Below are 14357 nucleotides of genomic sequence, written 5' to 3'. Positions count from 1 at the left end.
GCGCGCGCGAGCGTCTTCAGTGGTGCGAGGTCGAATTCTCGGAGTTCTATCGTGATGCGACTGCGACGTCGGAGCGCTCCTGCCGCGGTGCCCTGCGGCCGACCAGCCAGCTCGCGACGGCCGCGACGGCGACGAGGGCCAGCACGGCGATGAGCGCGGACCGGAGCCCGAAGTCCTCGCCGAGGAAGCCGAGTGCGGGCGGCCCGACGAGGAACGCGATGTAGCCGAGCGTCGCGGCGAATGCGACGCGCGCATCCGGCCGGTCGCCCGAGGCGCCTGCGGCCGAGAGCGCCACGGGGAAGCCGAGTGCGGTGCCGAGGCCCCACAGGATCGCGGCGCAGGCGGCGACCGCCTGGTTGTCGACGAAGATGATGAGCGCGAGCCCTGCCGCGCCGATCAGCGCGCTCGCGCACAGCACCGCGGGCCGGCCGAAGCGGTCAACGAACGAGCCGCCCACGAACCGTCCGACGGTCATCGACAGGGCGAAGACCGCGAAGATGCCGGAGCCCCAGGCCGCGTCGAAGCCGTGCCCGTCGACCATGACCAGTGGGAGCCAGTCGTTGGCACTGCCCTCCGCCATGGCGAGCGCGAGCACGATGACGCCGATCAGCAGCAGCGTCCTGTCGCGCCAGAGCGGACTGCTGGCTGGCGCATCTTCCCTGACGACGCTCGCCTCGAGCGCCGCCCTGCCGGTAGCCGGGGGAAGGAGGCGGATGGAGGCGACGAGCCCCACCGCGACGACCACGGCGGCGATGCTGAGGTGAGCCAGGATGGGGAAGGACGTGGCGGTCGCGACGATGCCGCCGACCGCGCCGATGGTGGTGCCGAGGCTGAAGAAGCCGTGCATGGCGGGCAGCGTCGACTTGCCGAGCTGCCGCTCCACGTCGGCCCCCTCGATGTTGAGCGCCACCTCGGCGCCGCCCATGCCGAGGCCGAAGAGGGCGAGCCCGAGGGCCACGACGACGCCGGAGGCCAGCGCCGCACCCGCCCCGATCGTCAGCGCGCTCGCCGCGACGAGGGTCATGCCGACGGCGATGACCGGGCGCGCGCCGAACCTGCTGACGAGGCGGCCCGAGCTGAGGATGCCGACCATCGACCCGACCGACAGGCCGAAGAGGATCAACCCCATCTCCGCGGTCGACGCGCCGAGCGCATCCCGAACGTCGGGGGTCCGGGTCACCCAGGAGGCGATCGTGATGCCCGGCAGGAAGAAAAGCACGAACAGCGCGAAGCGGCGGCGCTGGGGGGAAGCGGGCAATTGGGGTCCGTCTCAGATGGGGGGCGTGGCTTCGAGCGTATCGCCCGGCTGGCCGATGCGGCGCAGCAGGAGAGGGCCGCCATGCGCGCATGGCGGCCCTCTCGGGACGAATGGCCGCGGTCGCCGGCCGGTGCCTACGCGCCGGTTGCGGGCAACGCTTCGAGCGTCGCGCCGTTCGAGGTGATGAGCTCCCGATACCAGTGGAAGCTGTCCTTCCGCACGCGGTCGCCGCTGCCGGCGCCCTCGTCGTCGAGGTCGACGTAGATGACCCCGTACCGCTTCGTCATCTGCGACGTGGAGGCGCTCACGATGTCGAGTCCGCCCCACGACGTGTAGCCGAGCAGGTCGACGCCGTCCTCGATGGCCTCCCGAACCTGCTGCAGGTGCTGGCGGAAGTAGTCGATCCGGTACTCGTCGTGCACCGCCCGTTCGTCGCCGGAGCCTTCGAGCACATCCGTCGCCCCGAGGCCGTTCTCGACGATGAACAGCGGCACCTGGTAGCGGTCCCACAGGTCGTTGAGCACAAACCGCAGGCCCTCGGGGTCGAGGTGCCAGCCCCATTCGGTGGTCTGCAGGTGGGGGTTCTTGATCGTCGAGAACAGGTTGCCGCCCGTTGCGCCGTACTGCTCGGGGCTCACGGAGGAGACGAGGCTCATGTAGTAGCTGAACGAGATGAAGTCGACCGTGTTGGCGGCAAGGAGCGCCTCGTCGCCCGGCTCCATGGCGACGTGGATGCCCGTGTCGCGCCAGAAGCGCCGCACGGTTCCCGAGTACCGGCCGCGCACCTGCACGTCGGTGTGGAACAGGTTCATGTTGTTGTCCCACTGGGCCCGCACGATGTCGGCGGGCGCCGAGGTGGCCGGGTAGTGGGCCATGCGGGCGAGCATGCAGCCGACCTGCGCATCCGGGGCGATCTCGCGGGCGGCTTTCGTGGCGAGGGCGCTCGCGACGAACTGGTGGTGCAGCGCCTGGTAGCCGACCTGGCGTGGGTCGACGCCGTCTTCGGGTTCGCGCTCGATGATGCCGCCGCCCGTGTACGGCTCGACGAGGGTCGTGTTGATCTCGTTGAACGTGAGCCAGTAGCGCACGAGTCCCCGGTACCGCGTGAGGATGGTCCTCGCGTACGTCTCGAAGAGGCCCACGACGGCGCGGTTCGACCATCCGCCGTACTCGGTGACGAGGTGCAGGGGCATCTCGTAGTGCGACATCGTGACGACCGGTTCGATGCCGCGCTCGCGGAGGCGCGTGAAGAGACGCTCGTAGAAGAGGAGGCCTTCCTCATTCGGCTGGGCGTCGTCGCCGTTGGGGAAGATGCGCGACCAGGCGATCGACATGCGCAGTGACTTCAGGCCGAGCTCCGCGAAGAGCTCGACGTCGCCCTCCCAGCGGTTGTAGAAGTCGCTTGCCGAGCGCTTGGGGTAGCCGGCTGCGCCCGGGGTGGCGATGGCTTCGGCGATCTGCGCATCCGTCGCCTTCATGAGCGAGGTGATGTCGACGTAGTCGCCCGTCTTGCGGAACGGGATGACGTCGGCCTGCGAGAGGCCCTTGCCGTCTTGATCGAAGCCACCCTCGACCTGGTTCGCGGCGAACGCGGTGCCCCAGAGGAATCCGTCTGGGAAGGCGCCGGATGCTCCGTGCGGGCTCGGGTCGGTTGCGGTGAGCTGCTCGGTGGTGCGGGTCATGCGGTTGCCTCCTTGTGGCTGGCCTCGGCGTCGATGGTGGAGAGGACGTGCATGAGCGCGTCGCCGTTCTCGCGCGTGCCGGGGGTGCTCGGCACGATCGAGCGCAGGCCGAGGTTGGTGATGACGATGACCGTCACGGTGTCGTTGGTGGCGCTGACGGCGTCCAGGTCGACGTCGATGAGCGGGTCGCCGATGGCGACGCGGTCGCCCTCCGCGACGTGCGCTTCGAAGCCACGGCCCTGCAAGGAGACCGTGTCGATGCCGATGTGGATGAGCACTTCGGTGCCCTGATCGCTGCGGATGGCGACGGCGTGCTTGGTCGGGAAGACGGTGACGACTTCACCCGTGACGGGCGACGTGACGTGACCGCTTGTCGGGCGGATGGCGGCGCCGTCGCCGACGAGACGCTGCGAGAACGTCTTGTCTGGCACTTCGTCGAGGGAGATGAGGTCGCCCGCCATGGGGGAGGCGATGAGCTCGCCGCTGGAGGGCGCGAGGGGCGCATCCGTCGTCGAGGTGGCGCTGGCTGCGGTGGCTGCGGACGCCGGCTTCTCGTTCGCCGCGACGGTCTGGGAGGCCTTGGCGAGGATCGACTCGTCGATGCCGAGGATGGCGGAGATGACGGTCGAGACGATGAACGCGAGGACGATGCCGAGGATCGCCCACCCGAAGGTGGCTCCGACGAGGCCCGGCAGCCCGGGGAGGCCGCCGTTGCCGGCGAGCACGTAGGCCTGCACGCCGAAGCCGAGCGAGATGGCGCCGCCGACGCCGGCTCCCGCCATGGAGGCGATGAGCGGGCGGCGCAGCGGCAGTGCGAGGCCGTAGAGGGCAGGCTCGGTGACGCCCATGAGAGCCGTGAAGGTCGTCGAGAGGGAGAGTGCCTTGATCTGCGCGTTCTTGGCGCGGAGGAAGACGCCGAAGACGGCACCGGCGGTCGCGAAGGTCTGCACGTAGGTGAGGGGCAGGAACTTGTCGTAGCCGAGGGTGGCGAGGTTCTGCAGGATGAACGGGACGAGCGCGTAGTGCATCCCGGTCATGATGATGAGCGGGAGCAGCGCGCCGATCACGAAGCCGGCGGGTGCGCCGCCGTTGTCGAGCGCCCAGTTGATGCCGCCGGCGACGCCGTTGCCGACGAAGGTGCCGAGCGGGCCGAGGGCGACGAGGGTGATCGGGACAACCGTGACGAGCGTGAGCATGGGCACGAACGTCAGCTTCAGGAACGACGGGATGATCTTCGTGAAGAGGCGCTCAGCCCACGACATGAGGTAGACGCCCAGCAGCACGGGGATGACGGAGTACGCGTAGGAGACCGAGGTGACCGTGACCCCGAGGAGCGCGACCGGCTCGCCGGCGCTGAGCATGGTCGTGAGCGCCGGGTAGACGAGCACCGCGCCGAGGGACGCCGCGACGTAGGGATTCGCGTTGAGCTTCCGCGCTGCCGAGACGGCGACGACGATCGGCAGGAAGAAGAAGACCGCGTCGGCGATGGCCGAGAAGATGAGGAACGTCTGCGAGCTCGGGTCGACCCAGCCGAACGCGTTGATGAGGGCGAGCACACCCTTGAGGAGGCCCGCGCCGGCGATGGCCGGGAGGATGGGGGCGAAGACGCCGGAGATGAAGTCGAAGAAGCGGGTGTGCAGCTTCTGCTTGCCGCCCTCGGTGCCGGCGGATGTAGCTGCTGCGCCCTCTTCGGAGCTCGCGAGGCGCGGCAGCTCGGCGACGATCGCCTTGTGCACCAGCGGCACGTCGTTGCCGATGATGACCTGGTACTGCGAGCCGGCGTCGTTGACGCCGACGACGGGTCCGATCGCGGTGAGCGCGGCCTGGTCTGCCTTCGTGTTGTCCTTCAGGCCGAAGCGCAGGCGGGTGACGCAGTGGTAGAGCGAGGAGATGTTCTCTTCGCCGCCGACGGCGGCGATGATCGCTGCGGCGTCTTTCTCATACTTCATGGGGTGTCTCCTGGTTGGGGAGAATCCCGGCTTCACGCGGTTGCCCTCACGCTGCGGTGGATTCTTGGGGGTGTTGAAAACTGTGGGTGGATGCGGCGGTGCCGTGTCAGAGGAAGTTCGCGATGTGCAGGCCGAGGTAGACCTTCTCGGAGGCGCTCATCGCGTGCCCGTGGCTGCGCTTCACGAACGCATCCACCTTGTCGACGCTCGAGAACGCTGCCGGCTTCTGCTCGGTGAGGATGCGCAGCAGCTCGGCGTCGTCCCGTTGCACGGTCTCGCCGAGCAGCACGCGCTGCGCGAAGAAGCGCACGTGGGTGACGAAGCGGAGGTACGACGAGTTGGCGTCGTCGTAGTGCAGGCCGAAGTGGAGGCGCACGATGTCGAGGATCGAGTGGGTGAGCTCCATGAGGCGGGCCGCGCTGTCGGCGGCGCCGCCGACCTGGGCGTTGATGACGTGGAGGGCGATGCTCGTCGCTTCCTCCTCGGGGAGGTCGACGTCGAGGCGCGAGTTGAGCTCGGCGACGGCGCTCTTCGCGAAGGCGTACTCGCTCGGGTAGTAGCGGCGCACTTCGACGGCGAGCGGCACGGTGAAGTCGCCGCCGTCGCGGGCGCGCTGCACGGCGAACACGAAGTGGTCGGCGAGGCTCGCGTAGAGGCTGTCGCTGATCTTCGCGCTCAACTCGGCGCGCGCGCGGGCGACGAGGTCGGCGGTGGCGGTGAGGATCTCGGCCGGGATCGAGTCGACGATGGAGGCGAAGTGCCGGCTGGCCGCGTCGTCCTCGAGCCGGAAGACCTTCTCGACGAGCGACTGGTCGACACGCTCGCCCGGCTTCGAGCGGAACCCGAGTCCCTTGCCGAAGACGATGACCTCCTGCAGGGAGTCGTCCAACGCGTCAACAACGTTGTTGTTGAGTACCCGCCGAATGATCATCTTGCTCTCCTAGGAACACGCTTGCTGAAATCGTCGTCGAAACAGCTGCGGTGTTGCCTGCGGAAGCAGTGACAAGCCGCTGTCACTGTAACCACATCCTCGAGACATGGCAAGCGGATTCGGGCCATCGCGCTCGGGTGGATTATCCACAGAAAAGTATTGATTACCCGCCGCTACGGCTGTTATTGTCATTTTTATGGAGATAAAACGAGACTCCTCGGTCGAGGAATGGGAGGCCGCGCTCGGTGCGCAGGTGCGGCGAGCCCGCCTGATCGAAGATGTCGACCAGGCCAGTCTCGCTGAGCGCGCGAACGTCAGCGTCGGTGCGCTTGCCAACCTTGAACACGGACGCGGTGCGAGGGTGCAGACGCTGATTCGTGTCTGCCGGGCGCTTGGGCGTGAGGACTGGCTCGCCTCCCTTGAGCCTGAGCGGGCCAGGAGCCCGTTGGCGCTGGCGCGCGCGCAGGAGAGAAGCCACGAGCCGCGGCGTGCAAGCAACCGGAGGAGGTTGTAGTGGCCTACCGCAACGTGGAGGTCCTCCGCGTGGAGATCTTCGGTCGGAGGGTCGGGGCTGTTGCGGCCAGCGCGACGGGTCGGGTGTTTGCCTTCGAGTACGAACCGTCGTGGCTGCGGAGCGGGTTGCAGCTCGCTCCGCTCCTCATGCCAGCCCAAACGCGTGGCCGTCGTCAGTTCGAGTTCCCGCAGCTCAATGCGGAGACGTTCATGGGGCTGCCGCCGATGCTGGCTGACAGCGCCCCCGATCGCTTCGGGAACGGGATCATCGATGCGGCGCTTGCGCGTGAGGGCGTCGCGCCTGGTGAAGTCAGCGCGCTTGATCGCCTCTCATACGTGGGAAGGCGCGGGATGGGGGCGCTCACGTTCATCCCGGACACCGCTCCGCGCCTGGAGCCGACGTCTCTTGAGCTGCAGCGTCTCGTCGAGGCGGCGCGGGCTGCGGTTGACGGGACCCTCGATGAGAGGGGCTCGACGGAGAGCCTGAATCAGCTGCTCTCAGTGGGAACGAGCGCGGGAGGAGCGCGAGCGAAAGCCGTTGTGGCTTACAACCCGAGCACTCATGAGATGCGCGCCGGTGGGATCGCGGCACCTGACGGGTTCGAGCAGTGGCTCCTCAAGCTCGATGGAGTCGGCGCGGACCAGCAGCTGGGCGCGGGCGGTGAGTACGGGAGAACCGAATTCGCGTACTCGCGCATGGCTGCCGCTGCTGGTGTCGAGATGTCCGAGACTCAGCTTGTCGAGGAGGGCGGTCGTGCCCACTTCTTCACGAAGCGCTTCGACCGGATCGGCACGGGTGCTGATGAGCAGAGACTGCACATGCAGTCGCTCTGTGCTCTGGCCGGCGCGGACTTCAACCAGGTCGGTGTCCACGACTATGCATCGCTCTTCACCACAGCTCGGCAGCTTGGTCTGGAGGTAGCGGGCCCTGTTGGGGTGCAGCTCCTGCGCCGGGCCTCGTTCAATGTCCTCGCGAGCAACAACGACGATCACACGAAGAACCACGCGTTCCTGATGGACGAGTCTGGTGTCTGGTCTCTCGCCCCGGCCTATGACCTCACCTTCGCGTACAACCCGGCAGGTGCGTGGACGTCGCAGCATCTGATGAGCGTCGACGGTGAGTTCGGCATGATCACGCGTCGCCAGCTCCACGCGCTCGGCGACCGCTTTGATGTGCCCGGTTATCGGGCGGTTGTAGGGGAGGTTGCAGATGCCGTCGCGCGGTGGCGAGAGTTCGCGGACGAAGCGCGGCTCGGTGCCCCCCGTGCTGCCGTCATCGACGCGCGGCTGCGCGACGTGCGCGCGGGGTTCGGTTGACGGGCAGACCTTGTGCTCGTCTGCGCGCCCCACTACTCCAGGCCGAGGTCGATCACGACCTTGCCGCGGGTGCGGCGCTCCTCGAGGCTCGCGACGGCCTCGGCCGCTTCGCGGAGGGGGACGACCGCGGTGATCGAGGCGCGCAGCTCGCCGCGCTCGACGGCGGGCGAGAGCCGCGCCCACTGCTCGGGGAGCGACACGAGGCACTCGGGCATGAGCCCCTCCCAGGCCGCGCCGACGACGGAGATGTTGCCAAGCAGCAGCCGGTTGGTCTTGACGGTCGGGATGCTGCCGCCGGTGAAGCCGAGCACGACGAGGCGCCCGCGCTTCGCGAGGCACCGCAGGGAGTCGGTGAAGCGGTCGCCGCCGACGGGGTCGAGGACGACGTCGACGCCGCGGTGGTCGGTGAGCTGGCGGACCTCGGTGAGGAAGTCGGCGGCGAAGACCGTGTGGTCTGCGCCGACCGAGCGTGCGAGCGCAGCCTTCTCCTCGGTCGAGACGACGGCGATGACGGTGGCGCCGATGAGCTTCGCCTGCTGGATGAGCGCGACGCCGAGCCCGCCAGCGGCCCCCTGGATGAGGACGGTCTCGCCTGGCCGCACCTGCCCTCGGTCGCGGATGGCGAAGTCGGCGCTCAGGAGGTTGATGGGCAGGGCCGCGGCATCCACGAAGCTGATCGAGTCGGGCAGCGGCAGCACCCGGTCGGCCGGTGCGACGACGTACTCGGCGAAGGCGCCATGGCTGGCGACGCCGAAGACCCGGTCGCCTGCCGCGAACCCGGAGTCTTCGCCGGCCTCGGCGACGACGCCCGCGAACTCGCTGCCGAGCACAAACGGAGTCGGGATGCGGTGCTGGTACTCGCTGCGCGACTGCAGCACGTCGGGGAACGCGACGCCGCCCGCCCGCACCTCCACGAGCACGTGACCGGGAGCTCGGTGGGGCACGGGCACCTCGCGGAGCTGCAAGCGCCGCGGGCCGCCATCCGTCGAGTTCACGACCGCCCGCATCGAGGTGCCTCGGTCGCGTGGCGCGTCATGTGTGGGCTGGTCTGGCAGAGCATCCGGCATGCATTTCACGCTAGCCGCTGCCCCTGTGTCCGGCGGTTATGGCTGCGCTGCCCGCCCACCCGTGGAAACCCAGGACCCGACCGGTCGATCTGGGAGGTCCTCGAAGGTCTCCTCGGTTCCGGTGATCACGAATCCACGTGCTTGGTAGTTCGCCAGGGCGAGCGGGCCGTCGAGGGTGCAGGTGTGCACCCACACCCGTGAGACGGGTGCGAGCTGGGCGCGCTCCGACAGCGTCCACGCGGCGAGTACGCCGTGCTCGAGCAATCGTCCCCCGAGGCCGCGACCCTGGGCCGCCTCGGCGAGGCCGAAGTATCCGATCTCCACCTCGGTCCCCTTGTCGGACGGCTTCGGCTGGAGGTGGACGTAACCGAGCGGATTGCCGTCGCCGTAGAGGATCCAGAACTCGGTGCCTGGCTCGGCGAGCTCATCCACCCACCGGTGCCTCGTCCAGTCGAGACGCTCGGTCCAGAACCATGGCCCGCCGACAAGTCCGTAGAGGAACCGTGCGTACTCCGGCGAGATCGAACTCGCTCGGTCGAGGCGGACGTCGTCGGGAAACGCCCGAGGCTCGTCTCGGGGCTGCTCGAGCATCTCCAGGGTCGTGGTCGTGATCTTCATCGGGACTCCTTGTGGTTGCGCCGACGGGTCCAGCCCACGGCGCTCTCGGGTGCTCCGCCAGCGGCTTTCGTTGCGGCGATGGTGTCGAGCGTTTGCCCTCGGGATCAGGCTGCGACGAGCCGCAGGAGTCGGCGCTCGTTGAACTCGATGTGCTGCAGGATCGCGAGCTGCGCCTCCACCACGTCCCCGTCCAGCAGGTGCCGGTAGATGGCCGAGTGGTCGGCGACGACGTCGATGTCAGCCACTCCCGATCGTGTCTCGTCCTCGCGGAGCAGGGCGATCGCGAACCGCATCTCATCGCCGATGTGGCGGAAGAACTCGTCGATGCGAGGGCTGTCCGCGAGCCCGACGACGGCACCGTGGAAGGCGAGGTCAGCACGAATGATCTCGAAGGAGTCGTTCGATTCGCCGCTGGCCACGAGAGTCTCGTACGCACGGGCCAGGTGGGTGCGTGCTGCGACGGACGCGGTCGGCGCCGCTCGGGCACCCTGCACCTCGAGGATGCGCCTGACGCGGTACAGATCCAGGACATCGGCCTGGCGCATGCGGCGCACTCGCGCGCCGCGGTTGTGCTCGTGGAGGACCAGGCCTCGGCGCTCCAAGAGGAGGAGCGCCTCCCGGACCGAGCGCCTCGAGACCCCCAGTCGGGTCGCAAGCGCGATCTCCCGCAGCGGTGCATCCGGTGCGTGCTTGCCCTGGTAGATCTCATCCCCGAGCAGCGTCGCGATCGACTCCGCGGTGCCTTCAGCGCCGCGGAGAGCTTCCTTGTTCTCCGTGGACGCGTGGGTGGGGACTGCTGCCTCGGTCATGGGATCATTCTGCGCGACCAGCTGACGTCCCATGCACAACCTCGGTGCCGTCTTCGACCCCCGTTGCTGCCAGAAGGCGCACGATCGGCCAGGTGCGTGCCATGCGTGCGGCTCCGTAGCTCGCGTTGTGACCCTCGGATCGCACGGTCCACACCACCGCGTTCAGGCAGAGACGCACGGCCGCGCCCGCGAAGATCGCCGACACCTCGTCATCGGACCACGCGCGCACCTCCGACGCGCCGTCGACGACGTCGCTGAGCGCCGCGAGCGGGTCTGCGTCTGCTCCCAGCATCGCGTACGCCGCTGCGATGCTCACCTCGGACATCAGCGGCGCCAGTCGAGCGTCGTCGAAGTCCACGACACCGGTGAGGTGGCCTGTTTCGGGATCGACGAGAAGGTTGAAATCGTTGAAGTCGTGGTGCGTGAGGCCGTGCGGTGCTGCGAGCACGACTTCATGCAGCCCCTCGAATCGGCTGATGAGCCTCTCGACGCAAGAGCGGTCCGTCTCGGAGATCCTCGTGCGCGCAGCGTCCGTTCCCAGGGCGCCCCGGATCGTCTCAGGCATCGTCTCGAAGGCCCATTCGTGCTGGATATCCTCCTGCGAGCCCGGGTGTCCCGAGAGCGCCTCGACCATCGCGGCTGCTGCCCGACCGATCTCGCGACGGGTCGACGCGGCGTTCAGCGGGGTCGGGCGGTATTCCGCGAACGGGATGCCGGGCATCCACTCGGAGACGACGACGAGCAGCGTCGAGTCGTCGTGCTCGAGGATCGCGACATCGCCACCGACGAGACAGGGCTCCGGCAGGGCGGCGGGGATTCCTACGGTGGCCGCCGTGCGGGCCAGGGAGCTTCTCCATTCCAGGCGCGCGCGCAGCTGCTCGGCGTGATGAGCGTCGCGTGCCCCAACCGCCTTGAACATCCGACTGGTCCCGTCGGAAAGGTCGAGGCGAGCATTGCTGGCCCACTCGCCTCCGAGCGCACTCGCGCTCCGCACGTCGAGCCCGTGAGTGCTCGCTGCGATCCTCGCCACCTGTCGAAGCTCGAGATTCGGGGGAACAGGTGCGGACCGGTCGCCGACGGTGGCGAAGTCAGAAGTCTTCATGGTTGCCAAGTATTGATCATCAAAGATCCTGTTGCAAGGCCGAGGGGTTTGAAATACCGCTGTAACACGAAACAAGAACACTGTCATTGCGCGTATGTGGCAGTTGACACCCCGTGACCGCTCTGCGAAGCTTCCATTATTGGTGATCAATGAAGGGTTCCCCACATGACGACGAAGTCAATCACCGTGACGACGACCGATGCTCGCCGCATCGCCGTCGCTGCGTTCGCTGGTACCGCGCTCGAGTGGTACGACTACTTCCTGTTCGGCACGGCCGCGGCCATCGTGTTCAACCGCCTCTACTTCACGACCCTCGATCCGGTCGCCGCCCTGCTCGCCGCCTTCGCGACGTTCGGCGTCGGTTTCGTCGCCCGTCCGATCGGAGCGGTGCTCTTCGGGGCGATCGGGGACCGGATCGGACGCAAGCCCGCCCTCATCCTGACCGTGGTCCTGATCGGGGTCGCGACCGGGCTCATCGGATTCCTGCCCGACTACGCTGCCATCGGCGTCCTCGCTCCTATCGCGCTCGCTGTCCTGCGTCTCCTGCAGGGGCTCGCGGTCGGCGGAGAATGGGGCGGAGCCGTGACCATGGCCGTCGAGCACGCGCCGATCGAGCAACGGGGCCGCTTCGCTGCCCTTCCGCAGCTGGGCTCCCCGGTCGGCACCCTGCTGTCCTCCGGAGCGATCGCTCTTGTCCTCCTCATGCCGCCCGAATCGTTCGACGCCTGGGGATGGCGCCTGCCGTTCCTCGCCGCGTTCCCGCTGCTGCTCATCGCCCTCTGGATGCGCAACCGCATGGAGGAGTCCCCGGTGTTCCTCGAGCTCGCGAAGCGGGCCGAGTCGATGCCCAAGGTTCCTGCACTCGTCGTGTTCCGGCGTTCGCCCGGCCGGCTTCTCGCGGGAATCGGCGCGAGCCTCCTCGGCGTCGCAGGCTTCTACATCATGACGACCTTCGTCGTCGGCTACGGGACCACCACGCTCGGCCTGCCGCGAGAGTGGCTGGTGAATGCCACCCTGATCGCCGCGGTCGTCCAGATCGGGGCGCTCCTGATCTGCGGGCGCCTGACCGAGCGCTTCGGCGCGGGGCGTATGAGCGTCGTTGGCGGCATCGTCACCGCGGTGGTCGCGTTCCCAGTCTTCTGGCTGATCGACACGGGGGAGTTCCTCTTGATCGCACTCGCCATCACGATCGGCACCGCCTCCATCGACATCGTCTACGCGGCGGCTGGAACCCTGCTCAGCGAGCTCTTCCCGCCTGAGCAGCGGTACTCCGGCGTCTCACTCAGCTTCAACATCGCCGGCGCGATCGGCGGGTTCCTGCCGCTCATCGCGACTGCCCTGCTCGGAGTGACCGGCGGTGGGTCCTGGATCGCCGCGCTGCTTCTGGTTCTCGTCGCAGTGCTGACCGCGTTGGGCGGGTACTTCGGAGGACGTCTTCGGATCGTCGACAACGTCGTCGCGGCGGATCGAGCGAACGCGTGAAGATCGATCTTGTCATCGAGGCATCCGACATCATCACGATGGACGAGCGACGACCGCAAGCGCGGCGCCTCGGCATCCACCAGGGTCGAGTCGTGGGCCTTGATGAAGATCTCGACGGCGTCGAGGCGACCCGTCGTGTGGACCTGGGGGAGGTGACGGTCATCCCCGGGATCATCGACGCGCACTGCCACACGACCTGGTTCGGCCGCACGCAGATCGATCTCGACCTGTCGCGTATTCGCACTGTGGACGAGGCGCTCACGCTGATCGCGGCCCACACGGAGACAGTGCCTGCGGGGGAGTGGGTGCAGGCGGCCGGCTACAACCAGCACCTCGTCGGCGGTGCGTACCCCGATCTGGCGTCCCTCGACGCCGTCACGGCAGGGCGCCCTGCCGTGATCAAGCAGTCCTCGGGGCATGCCGTGATCGCCAACACTGAAGCGCTCCGAAGGTCTGGCGCTCTCCACGCCTCTGATCCCGATGGTGGCCGCATCGAGCGCGACTCCCGCGGTCAGGTGACCGGCCGTCTGGAGGAAACGGCGCAGGCTCTTGTTCTCGACCTCCTCAAGCCGATGTCCCACGCCGACATCGTCCGTTCGCTCGACCTGGCAACCAGCATCTACGCGTCCGAGGGCATCACCTCCTTCACGGAGGCCGGCATCGGGGCGGGGTGGATCGGCAACAGCACCGCCGAGCTCGGCGCCTACCAGATGGCCCGAGACTGCGGAGTGCTGCGGGCAAGGGCGCAGGTCATGCCAACGCTGGACTCCTTCGAACTCGCGCACGGTAATCCGGCAACCCCAGGTTCGATAGGTCTGTCCCTCGGCGCTCGAACAGGACTCGGAGATGACCGGCTCCGTCTCGGTCCGCTGAAGCTCTTCGTGGATGGCTCCCTGACTGGGCGCACCGCAGCGATGTCCGCCCCGTACTGCGGCGAGCCTGACAATACGGGCTTCCTGCAAGGCGATGCCGAGGACATCACGCGCAAGATCCTGGCGGCGGCCGCAAGCGGGTGGTCGATCGCTGCCCACGCCATCGGGGATGCGGCGATAGACCTGGCCATGGACGCGATCGAAGCATCCATCGCGGCGAACGGGACGCCGTCGACGCCGCACCGGATCGAACACGCGAGCTACCTGCGAGACGACCAGCTTCCACGGCTCGCCCGACTCGGGATCGCCGTCACTCCTCAGGCGATGTTCGTGCATAGGTTCGGCGACGAGTTCGTGAAGTCGATGGGGCAGGAGCGCGTTCCTGGCATCTATCGAGCACGGAGCCTGCTCGATGCGGGTGTGCTCGTTGCGGGAAGCTCGGATCGCCCGTGCATCGACGGCAACCCGTTCCTTGCGATGCGCACGCTCATCGAGCGGCGAACCGCCTCGGGGCAGGAGTTCGCTCCGCAGGAGCGGCTGACCGCGCAGCAGGCGCTCGCCTCGTACACGCGAGATGCGGCAAAGGCCACGGGGAGCCGTGACACGGGCTCTCTCTGGCGCGGACAACTCGCTGATCTCGCTGTCCTCGATCGATCACCACTCACCTCGACCCCGGATGAACTCAGCAAGACGCGGGTCCTGACCACGCTGGTGGGCGGGAAACCGACCCACGGCGATCTCTAGAGAGGAACACGAC

At 68.1% G+C, this 14357-nt stretch carries 12 protein-coding genes; 4 read left to right on the top strand and 8 right to left on the bottom strand.

The window, feature by feature from the left end; translation table 11 throughout:
- Positions 1-46: 46 nt before the first annotated feature.
- From GV007_RS16485 to GV007_RS16470, 4 genes are all read right to left on the bottom strand, one after another.
- A complete protein-coding gene (locus GV007_RS16485) occupies positions 47-1258 on the bottom strand; it encodes an MFS transporter (RefSeq protein WP_160074541.1) in 1212 nt (403 codons plus the stop codon).
- Positions 1259-1392: 134 nt separating this feature from the next.
- Complete coding sequence (locus tag GV007_RS16480) at positions 1393-2940, bottom strand: glycoside hydrolase family 1 protein (protein ID WP_160074539.1); 1548 nt, start codon at positions 2938-2940, stop codon at positions 1393-1395.
- Entirely contained in the window at positions 2937-4889 is a 1953-nt protein-coding gene (locus tag GV007_RS16475; protein WP_160074537.1) for a beta-glucoside-specific PTS transporter subunit IIABC, read from the bottom strand. The genes GV007_RS16480 and GV007_RS16475 overlap by 4 nt, the downstream gene beginning before the upstream one ends.
- 106 nt (positions 4890-4995) lie before the next feature.
- Entirely contained in the window at positions 4996-5820 is an 825-nt protein-coding gene (locus tag GV007_RS16470; protein WP_104332752.1) for a PRD domain-containing protein, read from the bottom strand.
- Between the two features lie 196 nt (positions 5821-6016).
- Here GV007_RS16470 and GV007_RS19470 point away from each other — a divergent pair, with 196 nt between their 5' ends.
- Positions 6017-6334 carry a helix-turn-helix domain-containing protein gene (locus GV007_RS19470; RefSeq protein ID WP_160074535.1) on the top strand — a complete coding sequence of 106 codons (318 nt, stop codon included), beginning with the start codon at positions 6017-6019 and terminating at the stop codon, positions 6332-6334.
- Complete coding sequence (locus tag GV007_RS16460) at positions 6334-7650, top strand: type II toxin-antitoxin system HipA family toxin (protein WP_201297756.1); 1317 nt, start codon at positions 6334-6336, stop codon at positions 7648-7650. Before GV007_RS19470 ends, GV007_RS16460 begins: the two co-directional genes overlap by 1 nt.
- Before the next feature lie 32 nt (positions 7651-7682).
- On the opposite strand, the gene GV007_RS16455 is transcribed toward GV007_RS16460, so the two are convergent.
- The 4 genes from GV007_RS16455 to GV007_RS16440 form a co-directional block, all read right to left on the bottom strand.
- Positions 7683-8717 carry an NADPH:quinone oxidoreductase family protein gene (locus GV007_RS16455; RefSeq protein WP_236558592.1) on the bottom strand — a complete coding sequence of 345 codons (1035 nt, stop codon included), beginning with the start codon at positions 8715-8717 and terminating at the stop codon, positions 7683-7685.
- Positions 8718-8753: 36 nt separating this feature from the next.
- On the bottom strand, positions 8754-9335 hold the full coding sequence (locus GV007_RS16450; RefSeq protein WP_160074533.1) for a GNAT family N-acetyltransferase: 582 nt from the start codon (positions 9333-9335) through the stop codon (positions 8754-8756).
- Positions 9336-9439: 104 nt separating this feature from the next.
- On the bottom strand, positions 9440-10144 hold the full coding sequence (locus tag GV007_RS16445) for a GntR family transcriptional regulator (protein WP_160074531.1): 705 nt from the start codon (positions 10142-10144) through the stop codon (positions 9440-9442).
- A 4-nt stretch (positions 10145-10148) separates the two neighbouring features.
- Entirely contained in the window at positions 10149-11246 is a 1098-nt protein-coding gene (locus GV007_RS16440) for a phosphotransferase (RefSeq protein ID WP_160074529.1), read from the bottom strand.
- A gap of 165 nt (positions 11247-11411) precedes the next feature.
- Between GV007_RS16440 and GV007_RS16435 the strand changes: the two genes are divergently transcribed.
- Positions 11412-12728, top strand: coding sequence for an MFS transporter (locus GV007_RS16435; RefSeq protein ID WP_160074527.1), 1317 nt, complete (start codon positions 11412-11414; stop codon positions 12726-12728).
- Entirely contained in the window at positions 12725-14344 is a 1620-nt protein-coding gene (locus tag GV007_RS16430; protein WP_160074525.1) for an amidohydrolase, read from the top strand. Before GV007_RS16435 ends, GV007_RS16430 begins: the two co-directional genes overlap by 4 nt.
- Positions 14345-14357: the final 13 nt, after the last annotated feature.

The sequence above is a fragment of the Pseudoclavibacter sp. 8L genome (assembly GCF_902506465.1).
GTDB lineage: Bacteria > Actinomycetota > Actinomycetes > Actinomycetales > Microbacteriaceae > Pseudoclavibacter.
The sequence above is the reverse complement of the archived record's forward strand: the minus strand, read 5'-3'. Positions and strand labels throughout refer to the sequence as shown.